Source organism: Streptosporangium sp. NPDC049644 (genome assembly GCF_040675205.1).
Lineage (GTDB): Bacteria > Actinomycetota > Actinomycetes > Streptosporangiales > Streptosporangiaceae > Streptosporangium > Streptosporangium fukuiense.
This window is the reverse complement of record NZ_JBFAOJ010000105.1, coordinates 1-22,745: the sequence shown is the minus strand read 5'-3', so window position 1 is coordinate 22,745 and position 22,745 is coordinate 1. Positions and strand designations below refer to the sequence as shown.

Here is a 22,745-nt window from a genome sequence, read left to right as displayed (position 1 = left end):
TGTATGGCTAAGGTCGGTTATGTCGTTTATGAGATCACGGCGCACGTTCTAAGGCGGAAGGACGAGACTCGTCCTCTCGATGATCTCAACGGTAACGGTACCGACGTTCTCCACGCCGTAGAGCTGATCTTGAAGGACCTCAGTGGTGAGTCAAGTCCTCAGGCCGATGAGCGTTATGAGCAGGCATTTAACATACAGAGATTTCGTCGCTCGGGAAGAGTGCTTGAGATCTGGGGGTCGGCAGGCCCATATGGTACCACTGGAAATCTGACCAATGTCGATTCCGGCAATAGCCGCCGCTATGGCATTCGCGATGCAACCATGGTCGACCTAAGAGCAATGCTGATTGCTCCGGCAGGGGAACGAACGGGCCTTCTTTTTTGTGAGCGCAGAGGAGCGCGTCATCTCAAAAATATAATCGAGAGGAACATTCTAAAGCCAATCGGCACTCGACAGAACATTCGGTTCGACGTCTTGCCATTCATTGATCCAAAAGCGTGGCAGAAGTTTCTTGACTCTGCTCAAACGTATGAAATTTCGTACATCTACCGCTCCACTAGAATTGAGGATCTCGCACCCGAACGGCGTAGCGCGGGGGATCTCCGGATGACAGTTAGTGGCGGTGTCGCACGGCGTGTGGGAAAGGTATTTCGCTCGGTTTTGGCGCAGATGGCGGAGAGGAGCGAACGGGCGGAGGGTGACCACGGTGGCGTAGTGATTCGGGAGGTTCCGCGGCCCGAAGAGCTGAGACCTCGTGATGAAGAGCATTTCGACCACGAGCGTGTCGAGATGCAGGTTGGTCATGATGACGCTAAGCGAACAATCGTCATAGAGAGAGGGCGGTTACCTCAGTTCATATACGATCTTGAGAAAGACCTGGTTGATGATGCTTTATGGGAGGAGTTCCTGGATCACGCCAGTAAAATTTTGTCGGACCTGGGCAGTACTCTTCAGTAGACAAGAGAAGGAAGCCGCCTTAGCTGCTCAGTGAGCGGCTGACCGGAGGTGCCTGCCCGGTGAGTCCCCGTATGCAACGTTACTTCGGCCGTCTTGGTATCCGTGACCTTATTAGGGACCACTTCAATACCCTCTACGAGTTTGGCCCCGGCGGTAGGAGTTACACTAGCTGGACCGACATAACCTTATTTTATGTCTTTCCTGCGCTCGTTGGAATATCCTGCTGGATCGCAGATTTAAAACTTTACGTAAGCGATGTTCTCCTAGGTGGAGTCGCCATCCTTACGGGGTTTCTGTTCGGCCTGCTGGTGCATGTATTTAGTGTAGGAGTGAAGGTATCCGACGATTCCCGCTATGGATCCGGGGATAGGTTGCCAGTGCTGATTGACGAGCTCCGTGCGAATGTATCGTATTCATGTGCAGTGGGGCTAATAATTACATTGCTCCTTGTTGTTCCGGTGGCATTTGTGGAGCCTGAAATGTTGGAGAAAGGGCTCAATCCAGGCTTGGCGGGCTTGTTTTCCACATTGTTCATTCATTTAATTTTGACGCTTTTAATGGTGATTCGGCGGATTAGATCTGCTTATAAGGTTATGGCCAAATAATGAGATAATTGAATATTTTCTAGAGCGATAGTGTCGCTTTTTGGTGGGTGCCTGAGAACTTAATGTCGGACGAGGTGGGGCTTCGAGTAAGGCGGTGGATGGCGCGAGTGTTCGCCTCCTGTCGATTCCGCCAGCTGACGCGTCTAGACCTCACCTGTTTCTGGCGAACAGTGGTAACTGGAGTACGAGACAGAGCCTCAGCCTATGTACGGCTTGCCAGCGTCTTCGAGGAAGTGGTCGATCCGTAGACGCATTGATCGATCCATCATCAGCATCTCGACTTCTTCGCGCGGCACCCAACGCACTTCTCGGGACTCGTCGCTTGGGATCGGCTCGCCCTCAACGGCACAGCCGGTGAGCACAATGGAGAATTCCTGACGGGCTTCGCCATCGCTGGTGTATAGGATGACGTGTTTTGGGTCAGTGTATGTGCCGACCAGGTCGGTGATCTCACACCTGATCCCGGTTTCCTCCAACGTCTCGCGGATCGCTGCCTCTGGTAGAGACTCACCCAGGTCGATTGCGCCACCGGGGACGGCCCAGTTGCCATTATCGGAACGGCGGATCATCAAGATCTCATCCGCCTCATTGGTGACCACGACGTTTACCGATGGGACCAGGCTGTTGGGTGTGGGTGCGGCGGGGTCGTCATAGAAGTCGATCCGGCGGGCCATGGCCTGGACTCTACTGGCATCACTGGGCCCCGGTGTTCCCGAAGCGGGCTTTCCTGTGAAGTCATTCGCAGGCATCGCGCAGGATGCCCATCGCGTAGGTCACGTCGGTGACCACGTGGTCCGGGGAATGCTCGTGTTCGAACCTGGTTCCGCGGTCGATCCAGACCGTACGCAGACCGGCTGTGTGTCCTCCACCGATGTCCGCGACAGGATGGTCGCCGACCATCCACCCGCCATCGAGGAGACTTACGCCGCATCGCCTGGCGGCGATCTCGAACAGACCCGTGTGGGGCTTACGGATGCCCTCGATGCCTGAGAGCGCATAGGCGTCGACGGCCTCGGCCAAGCCCGTCCGCTGGATCTTGCCGAGCTGGTTGTCCGCCGTCCCGTTGGTGACGATCCCCACCAGCCATCCCGCCGCACGGAGGTCGGACAGTCCTGCCAGCACTTCTGGGCGGCAGTGGACTAGGTACGGCATGCGTCCGCGGTAGCCGGCCCACAGCTCCTCGGCCGGATCAGGAAGGGCGAAGCGCTCGCGCACCATGGCGAAGAATGCCTCACGGTGAGGGAGGCCCTCCCCATCTAGAGCGATCAGCCAATCAACCGCCTCGCGCCCCAGGGCGCGCTTCTCGGCGAACTCCTCAGCCCAGATCCGAAACGCGCCGTCGAGATCTATAAGGGTGTTGTCCAGGTCGAAGAGCGCCAGTCGCTGCATGATGTTCGATCCTAAGCGGGCTGGTTCCACGCTGCCGATCCACGTCCCGGCCGCTGTCCGGCCCTGTGGGATCGCCCGGCTCTGATCCGCTCCGGCGAGGGGTGATCTGCGGAAACGCGCCAAGATCCATCCCACGTATATCCCACAGCCGCTGACATACGGCTGCCCACGGTGGCACACGGCTGCACAGAGCTGGATGGTGGCCGGAAGTAAACGCCCAGTTCAAAGGCATGATCGCTGGTAAGAAGAGTGCCCCCGGCATGATTCGAACATGCGACACCCGCTTTAGGAGAGCGGTGCTCTATCCCCTGAGCTACGGAGGCAGGGGCTCCTAGTAAGAGTAGCGAAAGTGGCGAGTGGTTGCGCGCTTGGAGGGGGAGTTCGGGGCGGACAGCGGGTTATCGGTTCGCTGAGCTGGAGTAAAAGGGCGGCAAGTGGGCGGGTGTGCGAGGTTGGACGGGGTTAGCGTCACGCTCCGTGATTGACAGGAGACGGAAGCGTATCCGCGGGCGCCGGGCGCTGCGGCCGGCGGTGCTGTGCGGCGCGATGCTGGCGCCCGCGCTTCTGGCCGGGGGGTTGCTGGTGGCCGAACTCACGGGCTACGAGGCGGCCGTCCGGATGGCCGACGCCGGTACGGGGCCCGAGGCGGCAGGGAAAGCGGGGGGCGGGGAGGGGCGCGGGGGACGGCAGGGATCCCGGGAGGGTGCCTGGAACGGCGCGATGTCCCGGGTGGGAGACGGTGGTGCTGGGGCGTCTCAGGTGGGAGCTGGAAGCGGTACGGAGCCTCGGATGAGGACTGGGGATGATTCGGGGCTCCGGATGGGGGAGGACGCGGGGTCACCGAACGGGGAAATCTCTGAGGCGGATGCGGGGCTACTGAACGAGGGGGTCTCGGAGGCGGATGCGGGGCTGCTGGCTGGGGGAGCGGCGGGAGAGGATGCGGGGCTGTTAGGCGTGGGAGCGGTGGGAGAAGGTGCGGGGCCGCTGGGCGGGGAGGTGGCGGGAGAGGGTGCGGGGCCGCTGGGTGGGGGAGCAGAGCTACCGGACAGCGAAGTGCGGAGAGCGGAGCTACCGGACAGGGAAGTGCAGGGAGCGGGACTGCTGGATGCGGGAACGGCGAGGGAAGGCGCTGGGCTCCTGGACGGAGGGGAGCCGGGGGCGGGAGTGGCGAGGGAGAGGGCGAGGCTGCGGGACGAGGGGGCGACGGGGGATGCGGTGGCCGTGGTGCCGGTCGCGGTCGGGGCTGTGCGGAGCGGGCTGTTCGGGCCGAGGCTGGTGCCCCCACCTCTGCGGCCGGAGCGGGTGTACGGGGGGTGGATGCTGGTCGCCGCGGAGTCGGGAGCCGGACGCTCGGTGGGTGGGCGGGATGAGCCGGGCCGGCTCGGCGGGACGGGCGAAGCGGGAGGGGTAAGCCAACTCGGCCAGTTGAACCAACCCGGTCAGCCGAACCAGCCCGGCCAGTTGAACCAACCAAGTCAGTCGAACCAACTGGGTCAACCAAACCAACTGGGTCAATCGGGACGGCCGGGCCTGCCAGGTGGAGTGGGCCAACCGGGCCGCACGGGTGGGCCGGACCGCTCGGGTGGATCAAGCCGACGGGGTGGGGTGGACAGCATGGACGAGCCGGACGTGGTCGTACCTCTGAGGGTCCCCAGAGGGCCGCGGAGGGCCGCGTCGCGGCCGCCTGTGGAGCCTGGGCCCCAAAGGGAGCCCTGGGACGGCTGTCCGACGGAGTGGCGAAGGACGTGGCTCTGGCAGGTCTGTAAGGAGCACGCGCGGCAAGAAGTCTGACTTGTCCGGTCGCAAAAAGGGGTGTTCGGCGCATAGCGGCTGTGGAGGTCTGGCCCGGGTAGTTGGCCAGCTGTAGTAGCGTGCGTGCCTGACCCAGGTCACGAGTTCGCAAACGGAGGGGTCGAACGTGCCACCTCGTCGATCAGCGGGTCTGATCGCCGTCGTCGCGACGATGCTTTCCCTCCTGCCGGGGGCCGCTGTCGCGCAGCGGGTGCCGACGGAGGTTCAGACCGTCGTCGTCGCCGAGCCGGTGAATCTCACAGAACTGCGTCGCGAGGCGGAGAAGGCGACAAAGGATCTTGAGGCCGCGACCAAGGCGCTGGAGCAGCGACGGACCCAGATCCGTGAGTCGGAGAAGCAGCTCACCGCCAAGCTGAGGGAGCTGCAGGTCGCCGAGAGGGCCTTCGACCAGGTACGGCAGCCGCTCTCGGACCTGGTCGGGTTCCTCTACCAGCAGCCTCTCGGCGGGGACGTGTCCGGTTTCCTGTCCGGCGAGTCCAGCGCGGACACCCTGCGTGCCATGGCCGGTGTCACCCACCTCGTCGCCGAGCGGGACCTGATCCTCAAGGACAGCAGCCGCCTGCAACTGGAGCGGGAGCGGCTGGCGGGCGAGGCCCAGGAGCTCCGGGCGACCAACCTCCTCGCGGAGGCGCAGATGGGCGCCGAGATCGAGACGCTCAGGGCGCGCTCGCAGAAGATCGTGCAGTCCCTGACCAAGGCGCTGGTGAAGCTGGGCGTCAAGATCAACAAGAACGGGCAGCCGGCGGCCGGGTGCGACCCGACCAGGGCGACCTCGATGGGCGACTTTCCCAACGGGCTCATCCCGCAGGCGTACCTCTGCCCGCTCCAGCAGCCGGGCAACCAGCTGCGCGGTGACGCCGCGCTCGCGTTCATCAGCCTCAACGAGGCGTACAAGCGGCGGTTCGGCAAGCCCATGTGCGTGACCGACAGCTACCGGAGCCTGGCCGAGCAGCAGTCGGTCTACTACCGCCGCCCCGGTTTCGCCGCGGTTCCCGGGCGGAGCAACCACGGCCTGGGGCTCGCGGTCGACCTGTGCGGGGGCGTCGAGCGCTTCCGCTCGGCCGAGTTCAACTGGGTGGAGGCCAACGGCAAGAGGTTCGGCTGGATCCACCCCCAGTGGGCCTACGTCAGCCCCTTCGAACCCTGGCACTGGGAGTACGACCCCAAGCTCGGCTCCCTGTTGTAAGAGCCCGGCCAGGGAAGTGGCGTACGAACATCCGGATCTGGTCACGGTTGGGGAGCGCGACATCGTACGCGGCGAGTGTGGGCGTGGGTCCACTCAGCGGTACGGGTCTCGTACGGTGCGGGGAGGTCAAAAGCGCAGCGAGGGTGGGTGAGGGCTTTTCGCCGGGCCGCGCGCTGGTGAGGCTCGCCTGGCAGCGCGCGCACCACGGTGATCATGTCCGCGGCAGCCGCACGGCTTGCTCGCCGTCGCCGGCGCGGACCTGGACATACGAAGCTCTTCGGAGCGTTGTCAGCGGATCTTGGCGCCGTACACGTGGTCGACCGTCATTGCCATAAGCACCCTACGGTCGGACACCATCACCGACCGATACTCGTCCCAGTCCGGGTGCTCCCCGGCGGCGATGCGGTAGTAGTCCACCAGTGTCTCGACCTCGGGACCGTGGGGGTCGGTTCCCGGTCCGGTGAGTGTCGCCGTGCCCTCGGCGGTGGCCCATGCCCAGCCGTCGGGGCTGGTGACCTCCAGTGTGGCTCGTGAGTCCCGACGCAGATTCGTCGTCTTGGCTCGTCCCTCGGTCATCGAAACGTAGATGAGGTCGGCCTCCTGGTCGTAGAAGGGCATGACGGGGGAAAGCTGGGGGCGGCCGTCCGACTTGATCGTCGCGAGCACACCGAGTCGACTTTCCGCGAGCAGCGTGCGTGGGTTGAATGGTGTGGCGGTCATGTCCCCTGCCAAGTCGCGATCGGATGCCGGCTATTCCCGGCGATGCCGGGCCGACGGCCGGTCATGGTCGCACCCCTGAGGGCTTGCGGAACTGCTCGATCATCGCTGCGTAGCCGTTGCCACTGTGCCCGTCAGCCACGGCCCGGTCGGTCAGGGCCTTGACGAACCTCGGAAGTTCGGCATCGACACCGAGGAACTCGCTCTCGTGGATGAGGTGCTCCATCGCGGCCAGGTGAGTGTCAATGGTGGAATCAAGGGCCGGGTACGTGCCGTCGTCGATCTGCTGCGCGTAGCCGGACACCCAGTCGGCCACGGTCCCGATCCCCATCTTCGCGATCGGGGCGAACGTTGCGGCGTCCACGCCCGCGGCGCCAAGCAAGGCGGCACCCTGCAGGAAGCCGTTCAGAATGTTCCACATCAAGCTCAGTACGGCCACGTCATACAGCGACGACAGGCCGTGGTCGCCATCGAGGTACGTCGTTCCCGCGCCGAGGCTCCTCAGGACCGGCTCGTACAGGTCGAAGGCCGACCGTGGCCCGCTGTAGAGGATGACGGCGTCCGCTGTGCCGATGGCCGGAGGGATGGCCATGATCGCGCCGTCGAGGTAGGCGGCGCCCCGCCGCGCCGCCCACTCGGCGGTCTCACGGGCAACCCGTGATGTGCCCGAGGTCAGGTTCACCAGGACCCGACCGTCGAGAACCTCGCCCAGCGGATCGAGGAGCTCGTGCACAGCGCCATAGTCCGAGACGCAGACGACCACGAGCGGGCTGGCCGCGACGGCGTCGCCGGCCGAGTCGGCGAGCCTCGCGCCCTGGGCGACAAGTTGTTCGGCCTTCGCCGCCGTGCGGTTCCACACGGTCGTGGGGTACCCGTCGCGCAGGAACGCTCCGGCCAGCGCCTGGCCCATCAGACCCAGGCCTATGACCGTCACGGGAGTCTGGCCGGCATCGCGATTCCGCATCATGTGCTCCCTCGGGGTGGGTTGGTGGTCATGGCAGAATCATCAACGTTCACGCCGATATGAAGGTCAAGGAGGAGTGAGCATGCTGATCGGGGAGCTGAGCCGGCGGACCGGAGTCCACACGCATCAGCTGCGTTACTACGAGGCCCAGGGCTTGCTTGAGCCCGGCCGCGGCGCCAACGGCTATCGCGAGTACACCGACGATGCCGTCCTGACCGTGACTCAGATCAGGAGGCTGCTCGAAGCCGGACTGTCGACCCAGGAAATCGGGTTCATGTTGCCCTGTGCCACCGGCGCGGCCCCCGACCTCGAATCCTGCCCCGAACTCCTGGCCGTCCTGCGAGCACGCCTGCATGGGCTGGACGAACACATCGACACGCTCATCCGCTCCCGCCAGGCCCTCCACGACTACATCGACGCCACCGAACGGCGTGTGTCACGGCACTATCGGGGATGCGGCTAATTCCCGCGCGCAATCTCTCGCCGGCGGTTCACACTTCGGGCATGGACGGACATGCCTTCGAGCCCGCCGCGCCCTTGGTGCAGTCGAGCGAACTGCTGGGGTTCCCTCCCGACGCCCGGGTGCTCATCGTCAACTGCGACGACTTCGGGATGTACGACGCGATCAACGCCGCGGTGATCGACTCGATCGAGCAGGGCATCGCCGGTTTGTGCAGCCTGATGGCGCCCTGTCCATCGGCGCCGCACGCCATGCGCCTGCTTCGCGGGCGGCCGGAGATCCCGTTCGGGATCCACCTCACGCTGGTCTGTGACACGGCCCACTACCGGTGGGGGCCGCTGACCGCGAAGGAGAGAGTGCCCTCGCTGCTCGACGACGAGGGCGAACTGTTCACATCCACACCCGCGGGGCGTTCCGAGTTCCTCGCCCAGGCCCGCCTCGACGAGGTAGAGCTTGAGTTCCGCGCACAGATCGACGCGGTGGCCGACGCCGGGCTCACACCGACGCATCTGGACTTCCACTGCCTGGCCGACGGCGGACGCGACGACATCCTCGACCTGACCGTGGCGCTGGCCGCGGAGTACGGCCTGGCGGTGCGGGTCTGGCTCGAACCCGGACGTCGGAAGATGCGACAGCGGGGCCTGCCGGTCACCGACAACGAGTTCCTGGACAGCTTCTCCCTCAGCATCGAGGGTAAGCCGGCCCGATACGCCCAGCTGCTGCGCGAACTGCCGACCGGGCTCAGCGAATGGGCGGTGCATCCCAGCGTCGGCCGCGAGGAGTCGCAGGCGATCGACGGCGGCTGGCGCGTACGCCGAACCGACTACGAGTTCCTGACCTCGCCGGAGGCTCACGAACTCCTCCAGCAGGAGGGCATCGCCGTGATCGACTACCGGACCGTCCAACAGGCATGGTCCAGCGCCCCCCGGTAGGTTTTCCGCTCGACGAGGGGCGACGCTGGACAGCCGGCCGTCGTGGGCACTCATGGCCACGTTCGCGAGAACGGGCGTTCTGGGGCGAATGTTCGTGAGAACCGGCGCCACTTGTTGATCACGGCTTGGCGTGGACCCCGAGTAAGCCGCCGCATCCGTCACTCTCCGTTTGGCCGTGACCGGTGAAGCGGCCGGCGTGGGAGCCGCGGTCGCGATGGCCTCCGGGCGTCGCCGCACGAATCGTCCCTCGTGGAGGCCGCAGACCCGTTGGCCAGGCCATGGGCTCGGCTCAGAGAGTCGCGGTCACGGGGCGGCGGCCGCCGAGGCGGGCGGGAACGGCGCTGAGCGCCGCCACCGCCAGCACGGTCGCCGGCACCAGGCCGATCAGCTGCCAGGGCGCCGGAAGCGTGGCCTTGTCGCTGTCGCCGCCGGTGATCGCGTTGATGGCGGCGAACAGCGCCCAGCCTCCCGGGAAGACACCCAGGAAGGCACCGACGAGCGCGGGCAGCACCTGCGCGGCCGCCAGGGCGACGGTCATCTCCTGCGGGGTGGCGCCGAGGGCGCGCGCCAGCGCCGACGCGTGCCGGTTGTCGAGCACCGTCGCCCAGGTGATGACGATGGCGTTGACCGCCGCCAGGGAGAGCAGGATGACCGTCCAGACCAGGAGTACGTGCCGCAGCACCGCCACCTGAGCCTCGGTGTACGCGCCGGTGCTCGGCTGGTCGCCGAGGAAGGCGTTGAGCACCAGGAGGACGTAGATCCCGCTGACCGTGACCGCGATGCTGACCACACCCAGCGCCACCCGTCGCGGCCGGCGGGCGGCGACCCGCAGAGCGAGCAGCAGCGGAACGGGCAGCCGCGCCGAGAGAGCGATCAGCCAACCGGTGCGGCGGGGTGGGCGTGCCGCGTCGGCCAGCGCGCCGACGGTGCTGGAGCGGGCCGCGCGCACGGCCGGAACAGCGGTCGCCACCACCGCGACGCCGAGTGCCACGGTGGTCACCAGACCGATCGTGGACCAGGTCAACGACGCCGTCCCCGCGCTGCCGACGAGGCCGGTACTGGACTCGGTGAGCAACGGAGCGGTCAGCGCTCCGATCGTCAACCCGGCCGCGGCCGCGACGACGGCCACCAGGAGATACTCCGCGAGCAACACGGCGGCGACCAGGCTCGGGGTGCCGCCGACCGCCTTGAGGAGTCCGACGCGTCGGGTCTGGTCGGCCATCCGGCCGCCGACCAGCACCGAGAGACTAGCCACGGCGAGCAGGCCGAGCAGCCAGGCGCCGATCAGCAGCAGGATCTGGGAGTCCCGGGCCAGGTCGGTGGCGTCGGCGAGGATGCTCCCCCAGGTCTGCATCGACATGGCGCCGCCGGTCCGGTCGACGAATGCCTGGGCTTCGTCCGGGTCGGCCAGCTTCAGGTTCATCACGTAGGACAGGGAGCTTCGGTCCGAGGCGAGGCTCCGCACATCCGCCTGGGTGAGCCAGACCAGCCCGGGATTGTGCAACAACCCCGCCGGCAGGTCCCGGTCGTCGGGGATGGCGCCGTTGACGCAGCCGGTGGAGACGACGCAGGACGCCCCGGGATAGGGCGGCATGGCGGCGGTGACCGCGACACCGACGACCTTGAACGACCTACCGCCCAGGGTGACCGAGTCGCCGACGCCCACGTCGAGCGAGTCGGCGAAGGCGGCCTCGAACACCACGCCGCCGTCGCTGACCCAGCCGCCCCGCGTCACCTTGGGCTGATCGACCGCCGCGACAGTGGCGTCGCGCCCTTCGACCTGCACGTCCGACGTCCGGCCGGACGCCTTGAGCTTCCCCGCGATGACGGGGTACGGTCCGCTGTGCTCGGTGACACCGGCGGCGGTGGCCAGTTTCCCGAGGCCGGCGGCCTGGCCGACGTGAGCGACCACGTCGGGTCCCTTGGTCGCCGCCCGGGTGCTCTCGTACGGGTCGGCGGCCGCGTCGCGCAGGACGAGCCCGAGCGTCAGCGTCGTGGTGGCGGCCAGGATGGCGATCAGCAGAAGCACGGCCTCGGTGCGACGCCGCCGGAGGTCACGCAGTGCCAGGCGGAGCACGAGGAGGATGCGGCCCATTCCGGTCAGTCCTCCAGCCCGACGAGTGCGCCGAACTGCCCGGTGGTGCCACCGGGCAGCCGGGTCTCATCCACGAGCGCGCCGTCGCGCATCGAGAACATCCGGTCCGCGGTGGCCGCGATCCGTGCGTCGTGCGTGACGATGACCAGGGTCTGCCCGGACTCGTGCAGGTCCTCAAAGAGCTGGAGGACGTCCAGGGTGGCGGCGCTGTCCAGGTTTCCGGTCGGTTCGTCGGCGAGGACGACCAGCGGCTCGTTGCTCAGCGCCCGGGCGACCGCGACCCGCTGCCGCTGGCCGCCGGAGAGCGCGGAGGGCAGGAAGCGCGACCGGTCGGCGAGCCCGAGCTGATCCAGCAGCTCCTCCGCCCGCCGCCGGGCGGCCCGTGGCGAGCGTCCGGCGAGCAGCGCCGGCAGTTCGACGTTCTCGACGGCGGTGAGCTCCTCCATCAGGTGGAAGGACTGGAAGACGTAGCTGACATCGGTCCGCCGCATCCTGGCCAGGGCCTTCTCGCTGATGTTGTCGATGCGCCGGCCGTTCAGCGACACCTCGCCGCCCGAGGGCCGGTCCAGCCCGCCGAGCAGGTGCAGCAACGTGGACTTGCCGCAGCCGCTGGGCCCCATGAACGCCACCGTCTCTCCCGCGCCGACGTCGAGATCGACCCCGTCTACGGCACGCACCGATCCTTCCCCTCTGCCGTGCTCCTTCCGCAACCCGCGGACGCTCAGCACGGGTGTGTCGGCGGCGTCGCTCACGATCCACTCCTTCATGCTTCGAGCCGGCGGGAACGCCCCGATGACGGTGACGCGCCGGGCGTCCTCGACATGTGCTGTCACCGGACGAGTTCTACGCGGCGGCCGGTCACGGCACGGTCCGCGCAGCTGTGACCGGGCTGTGACGGGCGCGCGGTTAGCCTCGGACCGGGACAGCCGACGTTCACGTGGAGGTGTGGTGATGCGGGTGCTCGTGGTCGAAGACCAACCCGACCTGGCGAACTCGGTGGCCCGGGTACTGCGGCGGGAAGGGATGGCCGTCGACGTCGCCTACGACGGTGGGTCGGCGTTGGATCGGGCCACGGTGGTCGAGTACGACGTCGTAGTCCTGGACCGGGATCTTCCCGTGGTGCACGGTGACGACGTGTGCCGGGCCCTGATCAACCGCGGAACGCTGACCCGGGTGCTCATGCTGACCGCCTCGGGCACGCTGGCCGAGCGGGTGGAAGGGCTGAGTCTGGGGGCCGACGACTACCTGCCCAAGCCGTTCGCCTATGCCGAACTGGTGGCCCGGATCCGGGCGGTGAGCCGGCGCTCCCGGCCCGCCTCGCCACCTGTCCTGGTCCACGGCGACCTGCGGCTGGACCCGGCACAGCGGACCGCTACCCGGGCCGGGGGGCGCCTGTCGTTGAGCCCGAAGGAGTTCGCCGTGCTGGAGTACCTGCTGGGCTGCGGCAGCCGGGTGGTGTCGGCCGAGGAACTGCTCGACCGGGTCTGGGACGAGGCCGCCGATCCGTTCACCACCACGGTGAAAGCCACGATGAACAGGCTGCGTGCCAAGCTCGGCGACCCACCGGTCATCGAGACCGTCCCCCGAGCCGGCTACCGGATCTGACGTGCGGTTCGGCCGGCACCCTCTCCGACTCCGGCTGACGCTGCTGTACTGCCTGGTTTCGGTGGTCTCCAGCGCCGTTCTGCTGTTCATCATGTACGCCCTGGCCCGCAGCCTGAGCCCGGGCCTGGTGCGGCCGCTGACCGGGCCGTCCGCACCACTGTTGCCGTACCGGGGCCTGCCCGGGGCGGGCGACGGCGGAATCGCACTCCGCGTCCGTCTTTCTACGGAGATGCTGGTCCTGCCCGGCATCGCGCTGGCGATCATGGCGGTGTTCTCACTGCTGCTGGGCTGGCTGATCGCCGGCCGAGTGCTGCGTCCGGTGCTGACCATGACCGAACGCCTGCACCGGATCTCCGAACGCAACGTGCACGAGCGGCTGTCCCTGCCCGGCCGTCGCAACGAGCTGAAAGACCTCGCGGACACGGTGGACGGGCTGCTCGGTCGGCTGGAGACCACTCTCGAAACGAACAAGCGGTTCGTCGCCAACGCCGCCCACGAACTGCGGACGCCGTTGACGGTCGAACGCGCGCTGCTGGAGGAGCCGCTGATCGACCCCGCGGCCAGCCTGGAGTCGTTCCGGGCCAACTTCGAGCGGCTGCTGGCCATCACCGACCAGCGGGGACGGTTGCTGGAGTCGCTGCTCACCCTGTCGGGCAGCGAGGACGCCCACAGCCGGGACGAGCCGGTGGACCTCACCGGCCTGATCGAGAAGACACTCCAGGACCGGGCACCGGACGTGAAGCGGCGCGGCCTGCGGGTGCGGAGTACGCTCCGCCCGGTACGGATACCGGGCGACCAGGTGCTGCTCGCCCGTCTGCTGGCCAACCTCTACGACAACGCGATCCATTACAACGTGCCCGGCGGCACCGTCGAGATCGGCGTACGCCACGAGACCGGGCGGATCGTCCTGTCCGTGGCGAACACTGGCCAGGTCATCCCACCCGACCAGGTCGACCGGCTGTTCGAGCCGTTCCAGCGGCTGCGTCGTATCGCCGACGACGGCCATCACGGTCTCGGGCTGTCGATCGTGCGTGCGATCGCGCGAGCCCACAGGGCGGATCTCACCGCCGTCGCCCGCCCCGGCGGTGGCCTCGCCGTCGACATCGCGTTCCCCACGATCACACCGGACCGGTGAAGCCGACCACCTCGGCCGGCCTGTCTCCAACCGAGGAACCGGCCGTCGCTGGGCGATAAGTGGCGAACAACACCACACCCAAGCCTCTTCGGCCGCATTGAGCCCCGTAAGCCTATTGGCCGTGCCCGCCTTCATCCGGCACCGCCGGATTCTGATGTGGGTAGCGTCAGCGTGGCGGGGCTGATCTGCCGGAGGAACTTGCGAGACCGCGGGGCCTCAGTGACGTGGGTCCGGGCCCTCGGTGACGCCCCAGGTCTCCGCGAGTCGGCCGTTGTCAATACGGAAGATCTCGATGAGCACGGGCCGGACGTCGCTACCCGGGGCCGCCATCCCCTCAACCGATGAGCGGATGACAACCTTGTCGCCGTCGATCAGGATGTCGTCGGCGACAACGCGCATGGCCGGGAACTGGGCAACGACCTGGACCCAGGCCTCCTTGCCCGTTTCGAACCCGGTGGCGCCAAGCGGGTGGTTAAGGAAGTCAGGGGTGAACAGATCGGCGGCCTGGTCGAACTGCCGGGTGTTAAAGCATTCCTGCATCCGCAGCACCAGGGCGCTGGCTTCCTCGCGTGTGGTCATCGAAGGGACCTCCTCGTGTTCGGTGGGGCCTGCCTCATGGCGAAACGACGCGACCACATAAGCGGGGCTTCGCCCCGTTTATGTGTGGGCAGCATACGGGGCGGCGCCCCGGTTAAGCTAGGCGTGAGATGTCCAGTCGAACGCCTAAACACACTCCAGCCGAGCCGCCGACGGCTCCCGTGAACGACCGGGAGCTACGGGCCGACGCGCGCCGCAATCGTGAGCAGGTATTGCGGACCGCGCAGCAGTTGTTCGCCTCACAAGGCCTCGGCATCTCGCTCGACGAGATCGCCCGCCGTGCGGGTGTCGGTCCCGGCACCGTCCACCGGCACTTCCCCACCAAGGAAGCGCTGTACCTCGCCGTCGCGATCGACCAGATCAGGCAGTTGGTCACTGAGGGAGAAACGCTCACCGGTACCGACGATCCGGCCGCCCTGTTCACGCTGCTGTCCCGGATGATGGCCTCAGGCGCGGAGAACGCAGCGGTGAAGAGCGCGCTCGCGGCCGCCGAGTTCGACCTGCGCAACGCCGCTCCGGACGCCGCTGCCGACCTCACGCACCAGGTCGCACACCTGCTCGATCGCGCCCATCGCGCCGGCGTCGTACGCCACGACGTGACAGTCGACGAGGTGATGGCGATCGTCGCCGGCGCCTTCGCCGCGATCCGACACGCCGACGCGGACACCAGCCACGAACGCTCCGCACACATCGCCCAGATCATCCTCGACGGACTACGGCCCCAACCCCGATAACAAGGTTCCACCCCTGGCACGAGCCTCCGCGCGATCGGACGGTTTTCTCACCGGTTCCAGCCGCGCGGTACCCGACGTCAGGTCAGATTTCTCCGCTGCGGATGCCTGAGAGGAAGTTGTGCCAGGTCGTTGGGGAGAAGGTCAGTACAGGGCCCGACGGGTCCTTGCTGTCGCGGACGGCGACGACGCCCGGCAGGTTGGTGGCCACCTCGACGCAGCCGTTGCCGCCGTCGCTAAGGGTGGATTTGCGCCACGCGGGAGTAGGTGTCAGGTCCGGCATCTTGGCATCCTCCGCGCTTCAGGTTGCGGCGACAATGCGCGGAGGAGGCAGAAATATATGAGGAACGCTTGCCGTAGTGCGCGGTGCGGGCGCATGATGGCCCAGAATCACTACTCTGAGTGAGATCATTATGACACTGGATCACTGCTCTGCCTTGCGGATCGAGTTGGTTGGGGCTGTTGGGGCTCCGTTACGGCTTCGTGGTCCGCGAGTCTCCGGGATTGTTCTGCCTGGTGTGTCCGGGTGGCAACACGAAGGTTCCAAGGCTGGGAACGAGCTTGACGAGGCCCAGATCGCGCAGGTGGCGGAGGACGTGACGAGCGGTGTTGTTCCCGACGGCATAGTCGCCCATGATCGCCACGATGCTTGGGACCTTGTGTCCAGGTGGCCACTCGCCGCTGTGGATGCGCTGCTCGAACGTCTCTGCGACCTGCTCCCACTTAGGTCGGCCAGGTTCGAAATCGATCATGTTAGTGACCGTATTCGTTGTTGGCATGCCTAGGCGATCCCAGACGTGCCTAGACATGCCTAGGCACGCATGGACACGCGTAGGCATGCCTTGCTCGCGAGATGTCCCTTTCTAAAAGACGGGCTCGCCCGACGGTGTAAACGTCTGGACGGGCCCCTGACCAGGAAGTGAGTCCTGATCCGTGAGTAACCCTAGTGATCCGGCCCTTGATCGGACCACGGCGAACGGCTGCGACTGCTTCGTCGACGAGCCGCCGAGGCCGATGGGGTGTGCCGCCTGCGGGCATGCCCCCTACGCGCACGGCTGTCCAGACCGGTCCGTCGATCATGAGTACGCGCAGCCATCCGGCGTTCTGATGGCCACGCGACTGGAGGCTCGCCGTACCGGGGACCGCTCCTTGTCCTGCTTCGAGTCGCCTGCTCTCACGATCTCGGCCGAAGTGATCCCGCCGGCACCCGCTCAGCGGTCTGCCGAGCCCGCCGTACCGGTATCGCCGCCCCGGCGGGCGCCCTGCCGTCGTCGCACGGCGCCCCTGGCCAGGTCCGCCCGCACCAGACCGCCCCACCTCGGGGGCAGGTATCGCTGCATGCCCCGTCTCGGGCGAACGACCGCCTGCGCTCTGCGTCGCGTAGCGGTCATCCCGTCTCCGTACCGGCCGCCCGGCCCGTACGGCACACCCCTCCGTGTCCTGCCCTGCCCCATGAAGTGGGCCCGTCCTCCGCTACCAACGTCCGGACGGGCCCTTGATCGGATGGAGGTCCAATCAATGGATGATGTTAGATCCAGCACACCCGAACCGGCCATCCCCGGCTGGCGACTGATTCTCAGCGACGCCGGACGGCTGTGGGCGAGCCGGGAGGCCCCCTTCCCCCTGGCCGCCTTCCACGCCGGGGCCGAACGGACGGTCGACGCCGACAGCCTCGACGCCCTGCGCGCCGAGACCGACCGACAGGAGACCATCGCGCGGGAGGCCGTCGAGCAGCGGGGGGCCGTCGAGCAGCGGGGGGCCGTCGAGCAGCGGGGGGCCGTCGAGCAGAAGGCGCAGGAGCAGGCTGGGCAGGTGATCTCATGATCCGGCGACGACCGGCCCGTACCCGCGGACGCCACCGCGACGGCCTGGCCGCCCCTCCCGTGCCGCGCTACACCTGGGATCACGAGGCCCGTGCCGAGGCGGCGATGCTGGAGATCACCTGGCCCGGCTGGGCCGTGCTCTACGGCACCGGCAGCCGTCTCTTCCACGCCATCGCCACCTGGCCCACCCCCGAACCGCTGCTCCTCTGCGACCGCACCGTCGAGGGGCTGAAGGCGCAGATGCGCGAGGCCGAGACGACCGCGCTGCTGCACCGCTGGGCACTCACCTCCACCTCGGCCGGTCTCGGCCACTTCTGAGCACGAGCAGGCACGGCGGTCCCCTTCCCAGGCCTGGGCCGCCGTGCCGTCGTCAACGCACCGCGCGGGCGCGACAAGGCGTCCGTACGGCGCGTGACGCGGGCGGGCGTGCTCATCCGGTCCGTCCGCGTCCGCCAGACAGGAGCACCCGATGACCAACGACGGAATCACCTCGCGGGGACGCCGATCGTGACGGAGAGCCGTCCGCCCGCCTGGGCGGAGGCCAGTTCGGTCGCCTGGGCCGAGGTGGTGGCCAGCACGACGAGGGCGCCTCGCTCGGACTTCTCGCGCGGGGTGGCCAGGACCGTGACGTCCTCGGCCACGATTGTCGCGGGAGCGGGGGTGGTGCCGTCCCACGTCGAGGTGGCGGCGGCGAGCACGTCCACCACGTCACCCGGCGAGAGCAGGCGCGCGGTCTCGGGGTCCGCGACGCGGACCGGGGTGGCGACCGTTCCGGGGCCGTGGGCGGACAGCAGGCCGGGGCCGAGCAGGCGGACGTCGGTCAGCGGCTCGCCGCGTCGTACGGGAGCGGCCAGGATCTTTCCGGCGAACGGCGTACCGGGCCTCAGCGCGCCGTCGGGGACCGTGTCGGGCCTCAGGGCCGCCGGTGTCAGGTCGGTCCCGTTCAGCACGCCGCCGGGGAGATCCCTGGCGGCGGTCAGGACGATCACCGAGGCGGTGTCCGGGCGTAGGGCCAGCAGGGCGCATCCCATCGCCAGGGCGGCGACGAGGGCGGCGAGCAGGCGGTGACGGCGGCCGAGGAGGCGGCGCAGGGCGCGCATGGCTGACTCCATGGATGGGAGCCGGGCGGCGCGGTGCCCGTGACGGGATGCCCGCCGGGTGGCGGGACAGGGACGACTCCCGCCGGGTGGCGGGCCGGCGATCCCCGCGAAACCGGCGATCGCCGAGGTGATGTTTCCCGGGGAACGACCCTTCCCCGGGTACGGGTTCGGTCTGGGGGGCCGAGGCTCTCCGAAATTCCAAAGAGCGATGTCATTGGGAGGAGAAGGGGGGAGCGGTGTTGTGGGCCGGGTGGTCTCCCTCGCCGAAGGACCTCTCCGGCAAGGCATGGGCTCAGTCAGGAAGGTCGAAGGGGAGCTTGAGGCCGTCGAGGGCGGTGGGGCAGGGGCAGGTGCGGTCTTCGGGGAGGGCGGCTACGACGTCGGTGATCAGGGAGCGCATCCGGGTGACGTTGGTGGCGAAGAAGGCGAGGACCTCCTCGTGGGTGACCCCCTCACCCGCCTCGACCCCGGCGTCGTGGTCGGTGACCAGGGAGATCGAGGTGTAGCAGAGGGCCAGCTCGCGGGCGAGGATGGCCTCGGGGAAGCCGGTCATGCCGACGATCGACCAGCCGTTGCCGCTGAACCAGCGGGACTCCGCGCGGGTCGAGAAGCGCGGGCCCTGGATGACCACCAGGGTGCCGCCGTCGGACACCTCCCACTCCGAGGAGCGCGCGCCGGCGACCGCCGCCGCCCGGCCCGCGGGGCAGTAGGGGTCGGCGAAGGCGACGTGGACGACGCCGCCCTGGTCGTAGTAGGTCTGTACGCGGCCGGCGGTGCGGTCGATGAGCTGGTCGGGGACGACCAGGGCGCCGGGGCCGATCTCGGGGCGCAGCGAGCCGACCGCGCTGGGGGCGAGGACCTGGCGCACGCCGAGGGAGCGCAGCGCCCACAGGTTCGCCCGGTAGGGGATGAGGTGCGGAGGGAAGCGGTGGTCGCGGCCGTGGCGGGGCAGGAACGCGACCGAGCGCGACCCGATGTGGCCGACGGTGACCACGTCGCTCGGCGGCCCGTACGGTGTGGTGATCTCGATCTCTGTGGCGTCGTCGAGCAGTGAGTAGAAGCCCGAGCCGCCGATGACTCCGATGTCCGCGCGAGTAACCATGGCGCCGAGATTAGCGCCACGTCCGGGCCGCTGAGGAGCCCGGGGCACAGCCTGTGGATAACCCGGCTGGGGGTGCTATGCGGTGGAGGACGGTTCGAGATCGGATGGGAGAAGCGCGCCGATCCAGACGTCCCGCCAGGTGCCGTGGTTCATCATCGCCGCGCGCAGCACGCCCTCGAAGACGAAGCCGGCCTTCTCCACGACGGTGCGCGAACCCTCGTTGCCGGCCTCGGCGCGCCACTCCAGGCGATGCACACCCAGCATGGTGAAGGCCCAGCGGGCTATGGCGAGTACTCCCTCGGTCGCGTAACCGTGGCCCCGATGCTCCCGCGCCGTCCAGTAGCCGATCTCCCAGGTGCCGGTGTGATTGTGCACGTTGACCGAGGCCAGCAGGGGTCCGCCGGAGCGGGGTTCCACGGCGAAGTGGAACATGGTCTGCTTCCGCCAGCCCTCCGGTACCAGCTGCCGCAGGAAGTACTCGGCGTGCTGACGTTCGTACGGTGAGGGGATCCCGGTCCAGCGCTGTATTTCGGGGTCCTGACAGGCGAGGAAGAGGGCCTCGGCGTCGAGGGATTCGAGGGGACGCAGCAAGAGGCGCTGCGTGGTCAGGGTGACAGGATCCATTGCGTGATTGTCGGACTTGTCGTCGGAAAGTCGCCATGGGTTTTCCGGTATGACCCCGGCACGGTCTTGTCCTCTGGATCGGCATCCACGGCGCGGCGGCGCCGGCAGTGGCCGGCGTCGGACAGCGGATGTCCACCGCGGTCACCCGATCCACGGGACACAGCCCAGGGCGACGGGCAGGACTCCGGGGGAATCGGACAACGGCCTGTGATAGGCCTGAGTAATCGTCCGATCACCGTTGTCGGGATCGATGGGATGTCGGGCGGGGACGCCATGGATGGTCACCGCCTACATGTCGGCGTCGACGGTCTCGACGCCGCTCTGGGGAAAGCTCGGCGACCAGTACGGCAGGAAGGGGCTGTTCCAGGGCGCGATCGTCATCTTCCCGGCCGGCCCTCTGCTCCCAAATGTGTCCCCAGACATCCGAGCATGTTGTGGTGTCAAGCGACGGCTGCTGGACGGCGACTGGGAACGTCTCCGCAGCCGCTGACAAGGGTCACGATCGTCATCTGACAAGACCCGCCTGATTCCCCTGGATTGACGCATGCCGATATCGGCATATGATGACGGCCATGGCACGAGCAGCGACGACGTCGGACGTCTTCAACGCGATCGCCGAGCCGCAGCGCCGGGAGATCCTGGTACTGCTGCGGGCGGGTGAGCGGCCGGTGACCGAGTTGGCCCAGGAGCTGGGGATGACCCAGCCGCAGGCGTCCAAACACCTGCGGGTGCTCCGGGAGGTCGGGCTGGTGCGGGACCGCAAGGCAGGCAAACAGCGCCTGTACGGCCTGGACGCCCGCGGGCTGCGACCGGTCCACGAGTGGACCGGCGGGTTCGAGCGGTTCTGGAACGAGAGCTTCGACCGGCTGGACGCCTACGTGCAGGACCTCAAGCAGGCAAGACAGGAAGGAAGTAACTGATGAGCGAGACGGGACAAAGGGCGCCGGCGCAGTCCGCGACGGCCGACCGCGAGATTGTGATCTCCCGGGTCATCGACGCCCCACGGGAGCTGGTGTTCGAGGCGTTCACCGAGGTGCGGCACCTGTCGCGGTGGTGGGGGCCGGAGGGGTTCACCACCACCACGCGGTCCTTCGAGTTCCACGTCGGCGGGGAGTGGGACTTCGTGATGCACGGGCCGGACGGGACGGACTACCGGGAGTGGATCACCTGGACCGAGATCGTCCCGCCGGAGGGGATCGCGCTGCTGCACGGCGAATACCGCGGCGACCCGAACGCCTTCGAGTCGGTCCTCGCGTTCGCGCCCGACGGGGCGGCGACCCGGATCGAGATGCGCACGGTGTTCCCCACCAAGGAGTTGCGCGACGAAGCGGTCGAGAAATACCACGCGATCGAGGGCGGCCGACAGACCCTGAGCAACCTGGCTGCCTACGTCACCGAGATCGTTCGGAAGGGCGCTGAGGGCTGATGGGCGGGAAGGTGTTCTTCAGCGTGTCGATGTCGCTGGACGGCTTCATCGCACCCGAGTCCCTCGGGGATTTGATGGGGCGGCAGTGGATGGAACTGCAGCAGTGGATCTTCCCACAGCGGTTCTTCCGGGAGAACCTGAAACTCGGCGGGGGCGGCGAGGAAGGGCGCGACAACGACATCGTGCGGGAGACGTTCGAGCGCACCGGCGCGAGCGTGATGGGCAAGCGCATGTTCGACGCCGGCGAGCAGATGTGGCCGGAGGAGGCGCCGTTCCACACGCCGGTGTTCGTCGTGACGCACGAGAAGCGTGACCCCTGGGAGCGGCCGGGTGGGACCACCTTCCACTTCGTCAACGACGGCATCGAGACCGCGCTCGACCAGGCCCGCGAGGCCGCCGGCGACCGCGACGTCCGCATCTCGGGCGGCGGCGCGACGATCCTGGAGTACGTGAACGCCGGCCTGATCGACGAGTTCTCGATCGCGCTCTCACCCGTGCTGTTCGGCTCCGGAATCCGCCTGTTCGAGGGCGTGGACGCGGGCCGCGTGGCCCTGGAGCAGATCCGCGCGGAGCCGACGCAGCGGGTGACCCACCTGACCTACGCAGTCCGGGAGCGGTAACTGTCTCGACCTCAGCGCTCCCCGCCGAGGTCGGCAGCGCGGTGAGATCCTCGACGCGCTGAGCGTCAGGGCCCTCCCCGCTCCCGAACATGTCCCAGCCGCCAGGTAGCTTCCCCGTGACTACGCGAGCTCGCCGTATTCGGCGACGTTATGCCGCGTAGTTCTCCGCGAAAACGGCCCGGCCGGCCTCTGCGGTGAGGTGGTCCACCGAGGAGACGGCCGGCACCTGTCAGCTGTCGATGGTGGACGTGATCTGTTCGATCCGGCGGACCGGTTCGGCGACGACGCTGGGAGCCGACTCGACCAGCAGCTTCCCGTCCCGCCATGCGTACCGTGGCGCACGGCCGATGCCGGTGTTGCGGAATGATGGGAGCATGCGTTCCTGATCTTGCCCACCCCCGCGCACGAGGCGTCCAGCCCTGCGGGGTGAAGTGTCCCAGCAGATCAGGTCTTTCGTGTTCATCGCTTTGCGTGCCTTGCCGCGCTCTCCGGCTTGCCTTGCACGCCGTTCACCGTCGTCTCGGCGGAGGGCGGCTTCCGCTTCTGCTCGCGGGCCGCCCTGGACCTGGCGGCGGTCGTCCATCGACACCGATGCGCGGCTGCGCTCATCTGCCCCGCGATCACCGGCTGAGAAAGCGCGTGAAGGAGACATCATGATCAATACTCGCCTAGCCCACCAGAATGTCCTGGTCACCGGAGGAGCCGGGAACATCGGGGCGGCGATCAGCCGCGCGTTCGCCGCGCAGGGCGCGCGCGTGGTGATCCACTACCTGGCCCAGGACGGCCCCGCTCCCGCGGACGCCGAATGGGCCCACATCACCCCCGCGGCCGGCGAGGCCGACAAGCTCGCCGACGAACTCGGCAA

27 protein-coding genes, 1 tRNA gene and 1 pseudogene are annotated in these 22,745 nt (G+C 67.7%); 15 read left to right on the top strand and 14 right to left on the bottom strand.

Annotated features, from left to right (window positions below):
- Positions 1 to 3 precede the first annotated feature (3 nt).
- Both AB0J58_RS37265 and AB0J58_RS37260 read left to right on the top strand, forming a co-directional pair.
- Positions 4 to 957, top strand: coding sequence for a hypothetical protein (locus AB0J58_RS37265; protein ID WP_364224719.1), 954 nt, complete (start codon positions 4 to 6; stop codon positions 955 to 957).
- A gap of 71 nt (positions 958 to 1,028) precedes the next feature.
- Complete coding sequence (locus AB0J58_RS37260) at positions 1,029 to 1,562, top strand: hypothetical protein (protein WP_364224717.1); 534 nt, start codon at positions 1,029 to 1,031, stop codon at positions 1,560 to 1,562.
- A gap of 197 nt (positions 1,563 to 1,759) precedes the next feature.
- Here the strand turns inward: AB0J58_RS37260 and AB0J58_RS37255 are convergent, their stop codons facing one another.
- From AB0J58_RS37255 to AB0J58_RS37245, 3 genes are all read right to left on the bottom strand, one after another.
- Complete coding sequence (locus tag AB0J58_RS37255) at positions 1,760 to 2,236, bottom strand: NUDIX domain-containing protein (RefSeq protein ID WP_364224715.1); 477 nt, start codon at positions 2,234 to 2,236, stop codon at positions 1,760 to 1,762.
- A 61-nt stretch (positions 2,237 to 2,297) separates the two neighbouring features.
- Complete coding sequence (locus AB0J58_RS37250) at positions 2,298 to 2,951, bottom strand: HAD family hydrolase (RefSeq protein WP_364224713.1); 654 nt, start codon at positions 2,949 to 2,951, stop codon at positions 2,298 to 2,300.
- Positions 2,952 to 3,201: 250 nt separating this feature from the next.
- Positions 3,202 to 3,274, bottom strand: a tRNA-Arg gene (locus tag AB0J58_RS37245).
- A 1,640-nt stretch (positions 3,275 to 4,914) separates the two neighbouring features.
- Between AB0J58_RS37245 and AB0J58_RS37240 the strand changes: the two genes are divergently transcribed.
- The gene (locus tag AB0J58_RS37240; RefSeq protein ID WP_364224711.1) at positions 4,915 to 5,949 is read left to right on the top strand and encodes a D-alanyl-D-alanine carboxypeptidase family protein; all 1,035 of its coding nucleotides are present in this window, start codon (positions 4,915 to 4,917) and stop codon (positions 5,947 to 5,949) included.
- A gap of 288 nt (positions 5,950 to 6,237) precedes the next feature.
- Here the strand turns inward: AB0J58_RS37240 and AB0J58_RS37235 are convergent, their stop codons facing one another.
- Both AB0J58_RS37235 and AB0J58_RS37230 read right to left on the bottom strand, forming a co-directional pair.
- Positions 6,238 to 6,669, bottom strand: a complete 432-nt coding sequence (locus AB0J58_RS37235) for a PPOX class F420-dependent oxidoreductase (protein ID WP_364224709.1) — start codon at positions 6,667 to 6,669, stop codon at positions 6,238 to 6,240.
- Between the two features lie 61 nt (positions 6,670 to 6,730).
- Positions 6,731 to 7,600 (bottom strand): NAD(P)-binding domain-containing protein, encoded by an 870-nt coding sequence (locus AB0J58_RS37230; RefSeq protein ID WP_364224707.1) that lies wholly within the window; start codon positions 7,598 to 7,600, stop codon positions 6,731 to 6,733.
- Positions 7,601 to 7,712: 112 nt separating this feature from the next.
- Between AB0J58_RS37230 and AB0J58_RS37225 the strand changes: the two genes are divergently transcribed.
- Both AB0J58_RS37225 and AB0J58_RS37220 read left to right on the top strand, forming a co-directional pair.
- Positions 7,713 to 8,093, top strand: a complete 381-nt coding sequence (locus tag AB0J58_RS37225; RefSeq protein WP_364224705.1) for a MerR family transcriptional regulator — start codon at positions 7,713 to 7,715, stop codon at positions 8,091 to 8,093.
- A 41-nt stretch (positions 8,094 to 8,134) separates the two neighbouring features.
- The gene (locus tag AB0J58_RS37220) at positions 8,135 to 9,022 is read left to right on the top strand and encodes a polysaccharide deacetylase family protein (RefSeq protein ID WP_364224703.1); all 888 of its coding nucleotides are present in this window, start codon (positions 8,135 to 8,137) and stop codon (positions 9,020 to 9,022) included.
- A 289-nt stretch (positions 9,023 to 9,311) separates the two neighbouring features.
- Here AB0J58_RS37220 and AB0J58_RS37215 read toward each other — a convergent pair whose 3' ends face one another.
- Complete coding sequence (locus AB0J58_RS37215) at positions 9,312 to 11,117, bottom strand: FtsX-like permease family protein (protein WP_364224701.1); 1,806 nt, start codon at positions 11,115 to 11,117, stop codon at positions 9,312 to 9,314.
- A 5-nt stretch (positions 11,118 to 11,122) separates the two neighbouring features.
- Entirely contained in the window at positions 11,123 to 11,950 is an 828-nt protein-coding gene (locus tag AB0J58_RS37210; RefSeq protein WP_364224699.1) for an ABC transporter ATP-binding protein, read from the bottom strand.
- A 118-nt stretch (positions 11,951 to 12,068) separates the two neighbouring features.
- On the opposite strand from AB0J58_RS37210, the gene AB0J58_RS37205 reads away from it, so the two are divergent.
- A complete protein-coding gene (locus tag AB0J58_RS37205; RefSeq protein WP_364224697.1) occupies positions 12,069 to 12,722 on the top strand; it encodes a response regulator transcription factor in 654 nt (217 codons plus the stop codon).
- A gap of 1 nt (position 12,723) precedes the next feature.
- Positions 12,724 to 13,857, top strand: coding sequence for an ATP-binding protein (locus AB0J58_RS37200; RefSeq protein ID WP_364224695.1), 1,134 nt, complete (start codon positions 12,724 to 12,726; stop codon positions 13,855 to 13,857).
- Between the two features lie 216 nt (positions 13,858 to 14,073).
- Here the strand turns inward: AB0J58_RS37200 and AB0J58_RS37195 are convergent, their stop codons facing one another.
- Positions 14,074 to 14,436 (bottom strand): ester cyclase, encoded by a 363-nt coding sequence (locus AB0J58_RS37195; RefSeq protein WP_364224693.1) that lies wholly within the window; start codon positions 14,434 to 14,436, stop codon positions 14,074 to 14,076.
- Between the two features lie 179 nt (positions 14,437 to 14,615).
- On the opposite strand from AB0J58_RS37195, the gene AB0J58_RS37190 reads away from it, so the two are divergent.
- Complete coding sequence (locus AB0J58_RS37190) at positions 14,616 to 15,188, top strand: helix-turn-helix domain-containing protein (protein ID WP_364224691.1); 573 nt, start codon at positions 14,616 to 14,618, stop codon at positions 15,186 to 15,188.
- An 82-nt stretch (positions 15,189 to 15,270) separates the two neighbouring features.
- Here AB0J58_RS37190 and AB0J58_RS37185 read toward each other — a convergent pair whose 3' ends face one another.
- Positions 15,271 to 15,468 (bottom strand): DUF397 domain-containing protein, encoded by a 198-nt coding sequence (locus AB0J58_RS37185; protein WP_364224689.1) that lies wholly within the window; start codon positions 15,466 to 15,468, stop codon positions 15,271 to 15,273.
- A gap of 190 nt (positions 15,469 to 15,658) precedes the next feature.
- Entirely contained in the window at positions 15,659 to 15,937 is a 279-nt protein-coding gene (locus tag AB0J58_RS37180) for a winged helix-turn-helix domain-containing protein (RefSeq protein ID WP_364224687.1), read from the bottom strand.
- A gap of 766 nt (positions 15,938 to 16,703) precedes the next feature.
- Here AB0J58_RS37180 and AB0J58_RS37175 point away from each other — a divergent pair.
- Together AB0J58_RS37175 and AB0J58_RS37170 are read left to right on the top strand one after the other, a co-directional pair.
- The gene (locus AB0J58_RS37175) at positions 16,704 to 17,009 is read left to right on the top strand and encodes a hypothetical protein (protein WP_364224685.1); all 306 of its coding nucleotides are present in this window, start codon (positions 16,704 to 16,706) and stop codon (positions 17,007 to 17,009) included.
- Positions 17,006 to 17,326 (top strand): hypothetical protein, encoded by a 321-nt coding sequence (locus tag AB0J58_RS37170; protein WP_364224683.1) that lies wholly within the window; start codon positions 17,006 to 17,008, stop codon positions 17,324 to 17,326. The genes AB0J58_RS37175 and AB0J58_RS37170 overlap by 4 nt, the downstream gene beginning before the upstream one ends.
- Before the next feature lie 167 nt (positions 17,327 to 17,493).
- Here the strand turns inward: AB0J58_RS37170 and AB0J58_RS37165 are convergent, their stop codons facing one another.
- The 3 genes from AB0J58_RS37165 to AB0J58_RS37155 form a co-directional block, all read right to left on the bottom strand.
- Positions 17,494 to 18,108, bottom strand: a complete 615-nt coding sequence (locus tag AB0J58_RS37165) for an RcpC/CpaB family pilus assembly protein (protein ID WP_364224681.1) — start codon at positions 18,106 to 18,108, stop codon at positions 17,494 to 17,496.
- Positions 18,109 to 18,400: 292 nt separating this feature from the next.
- Entirely contained in the window at positions 18,401 to 19,210 is an 810-nt protein-coding gene (locus tag AB0J58_RS37160) for an S-methyl-5'-thioadenosine phosphorylase (RefSeq protein ID WP_364224679.1), read from the bottom strand.
- 75 nt (positions 19,211 to 19,285) lie between these two features.
- Complete coding sequence (locus AB0J58_RS37155; RefSeq protein WP_364224677.1) at positions 19,286 to 19,834, bottom strand: GNAT family N-acetyltransferase; 549 nt, start codon at positions 19,832 to 19,834, stop codon at positions 19,286 to 19,288.
- Between the two features lie 572 nt (positions 19,835 to 20,406).
- Here AB0J58_RS37155 and AB0J58_RS37150 point away from each other — a divergent pair.
- The 3 genes from AB0J58_RS37150 to AB0J58_RS37140 are packed head-to-tail and all read left to right on the top strand — an operon-like array spanning position 20,407 to position 21,880.
- Entirely contained in the window at positions 20,407 to 20,754 is a 348-nt protein-coding gene (locus AB0J58_RS37150; RefSeq protein ID WP_364224675.1) for a metalloregulator ArsR/SmtB family transcription factor, read from the top strand.
- Positions 20,754 to 21,260 carry an SRPBCC family protein gene (locus tag AB0J58_RS37145; RefSeq protein WP_364224673.1) on the top strand — a complete coding sequence of 169 codons (507 nt, stop codon included), beginning with the start codon at positions 20,754 to 20,756 and terminating at the stop codon, positions 21,258 to 21,260. Before AB0J58_RS37150 ends, AB0J58_RS37145 begins: the two co-directional genes overlap by 1 nt.
- On the top strand, positions 21,260 to 21,880 hold the full coding sequence (locus AB0J58_RS37140; protein WP_364224671.1) for a dihydrofolate reductase family protein: 621 nt from the start codon (positions 21,260 to 21,262) through the stop codon (positions 21,878 to 21,880). The genes AB0J58_RS37145 and AB0J58_RS37140 overlap by 1 nt, the downstream gene beginning before the upstream one ends.
- Positions 21,881 to 22,109: 229 nt before the next feature.
- Here the strand turns inward: AB0J58_RS37140 and AB0J58_RS37135 are convergent, their stop codons facing one another.
- Complete coding sequence (locus tag AB0J58_RS37135; protein ID WP_364224669.1) at positions 22,110 to 22,256, bottom strand: hypothetical protein; 147 nt, start codon at positions 22,254 to 22,256, stop codon at positions 22,110 to 22,112.
- Between the two features lie 117 nt (positions 22,257 to 22,373).
- Between AB0J58_RS37135 and AB0J58_RS37130 the strand changes: the two genes are divergently transcribed.
- Positions 22,374 to 22,511, top strand: a complete 138-nt coding sequence (locus tag AB0J58_RS37130) for a hypothetical protein (RefSeq protein WP_364224667.1) — start codon at positions 22,374 to 22,376, stop codon at positions 22,509 to 22,511.
- A 22-nt stretch (positions 22,512 to 22,533) separates the two neighbouring features.
- Positions 22,534 to 22,745, top strand: a pseudogene (locus AB0J58_RS37125) (short-chain dehydrogenase); the annotation flags it as partial.

Excerpts from the sequence above, each read along its gene's own strand:
- AB0J58_RS37265 (WP_364224719.1), top strand. The coding sequence starts at position 4 with ATGGCTAAGGTCGGTTATGTCGTTTATGAGATCACGGCGCACGTTCTA.
- AB0J58_RS37260 (WP_364224717.1), top strand. The coding sequence starts at position 1,029 with ATGCAACGTTACTTCGGCCGTCTTGGTATCCGTGACCTTATTAGGGAC.
- AB0J58_RS37255 (WP_364224715.1), bottom strand. The coding sequence starts at position 2,236 with ATGGCCCGCCGGATCGACTTCTATGACGACCCCGCCGCACCCACACCC.
- AB0J58_RS37250 (WP_364224713.1), bottom strand. The coding sequence starts at position 2,951 with ATGCAGCGACTGGCGCTCTTCGACCTGGACAACACCCTTATAGATCTC.
- AB0J58_RS37240 (WP_364224711.1), top strand. The coding sequence starts at position 4,915 with ATGCTTTCCCTCCTGCCGGGGGCCGCTGTCGCGCAGCGGGTGCCGACG.
- AB0J58_RS37235 (WP_364224709.1), bottom strand. The coding sequence starts at position 6,669 with ATGACCGCCACACCATTCAACCCACGCACGCTGCTCGCGGAAAGTCGA.
- AB0J58_RS37225 (WP_364224705.1), top strand. The coding sequence starts at position 7,713 with ATGCTGATCGGGGAGCTGAGCCGGCGGACCGGAGTCCACACGCATCAG.
- AB0J58_RS37220 (WP_364224703.1), top strand. The coding sequence starts at position 8,135 with ATGGACGGACATGCCTTCGAGCCCGCCGCGCCCTTGGTGCAGTCGAGC.
- AB0J58_RS37215 (WP_364224701.1), bottom strand. The coding sequence starts at position 11,117 with ATGGGCCGCATCCTCCTCGTGCTCCGCCTGGCACTGCGTGACCTCCGG.
- AB0J58_RS37205 (WP_364224697.1), top strand. The coding sequence starts at position 12,069 with ATGCGGGTGCTCGTGGTCGAAGACCAACCCGACCTGGCGAACTCGGTG.
- AB0J58_RS37195 (WP_364224693.1), bottom strand. The coding sequence starts at position 14,436 with ATGACCACACGCGAGGAAGCCAGCGCCCTGGTGCTGCGGATGCAGGAA.
- AB0J58_RS37185 (WP_364224689.1), bottom strand. The coding sequence starts at position 15,468 with ATGCCGGACCTGACACCTACTCCCGCGTGGCGCAAATCCACCCTTAGC.
- AB0J58_RS37180 (WP_364224687.1), bottom strand. The coding sequence starts at position 15,937 with ATGATCGATTTCGAACCTGGCCGACCTAAGTGGGAGCAGGTCGCAGAG.
- AB0J58_RS37175 (WP_364224685.1), top strand. The coding sequence starts at position 16,704 with ATGGATGATGTTAGATCCAGCACACCCGAACCGGCCATCCCCGGCTGG.
- AB0J58_RS37170 (WP_364224683.1), top strand. The coding sequence starts at position 17,006 with ATGATCCGGCGACGACCGGCCCGTACCCGCGGACGCCACCGCGACGGC.
- AB0J58_RS37165 (WP_364224681.1), bottom strand. The coding sequence starts at position 18,108 with ATGCGCGCCCTGCGCCGCCTCCTCGGCCGCCGTCACCGCCTGCTCGCC.
- AB0J58_RS37160 (WP_364224679.1), bottom strand. The coding sequence starts at position 19,210 with ATGGTTACTCGCGCGGACATCGGAGTCATCGGCGGCTCGGGCTTCTAC.
- AB0J58_RS37155 (WP_364224677.1), bottom strand. The coding sequence starts at position 19,834 with ATGGATCCTGTCACCCTGACCACGCAGCGCCTCTTGCTGCGTCCCCTC.
- AB0J58_RS37150 (WP_364224675.1), top strand. The coding sequence starts at position 20,407 with ATGGCACGAGCAGCGACGACGTCGGACGTCTTCAACGCGATCGCCGAG.
- AB0J58_RS37145 (WP_364224673.1), top strand. The coding sequence starts at position 20,754 with ATGAGCGAGACGGGACAAAGGGCGCCGGCGCAGTCCGCGACGGCCGAC.
- AB0J58_RS37140 (WP_364224671.1), top strand. The coding sequence starts at position 21,260 with ATGGGCGGGAAGGTGTTCTTCAGCGTGTCGATGTCGCTGGACGGCTTC.
- AB0J58_RS37135 (WP_364224669.1), bottom strand. The coding sequence starts at position 22,256 with ATGCTCCCATCATTCCGCAACACCGGCATCGGCCGTGCGCCACGGTAC.